The organism is Bifidobacterium aemilianum, from assembly GCF_003315635.1.
In the GTDB taxonomy this organism is placed as follows: domain Bacteria; phylum Actinomycetota; class Actinomycetes; order Actinomycetales; family Bifidobacteriaceae; genus Bifidobacterium; species Bifidobacterium aemilianum.
Map to the genome: position 1 here is coordinate 1 of NZ_PDCG01000101.1, position 297 is coordinate 297.

The following is a 297-nucleotide window of genomic DNA, read 5'->3' on the forward strand; positions in this document are numbered from 1 at the left end:
GGAAGGTGCCTGTTGGGGTGCCCGGGTCGGTTATCAGGCCGGTGCCGTAGCTGATGCCGGTCTGGTCGGTGATGGTGGGGTTGGGTGTCAGTCCCGGCGCGAGGAAGCGCACGGTGTATTGGTCGGCTTCCCATTTCGCCTTGATGGTCATGGGGGCCAGGACCGGGTCTCTCATGGTGTTCCAGGGGTTGCCGGTGGCCGTGTCGGTCCATCCGGTCAGGTGGTGGCCCTCCTTGCTGGTGGTCAGCGTGCCGATGGGTTGTCCCTCGTTCACGGTCAGGCTGGTGGGTGCGCCGT

Annotated in this window: 1 protein-coding gene; it reads right to left on the reverse strand. The window is 66.0% G+C overall.

The window, feature by feature from the left end; genetic code table 11:
• A partial coding sequence (locus CRD60_RS08915) for a hypothetical protein (RefSeq protein ID WP_161522232.1) occupies nt 1-297 on the reverse strand: 297 nt, incomplete at both ends.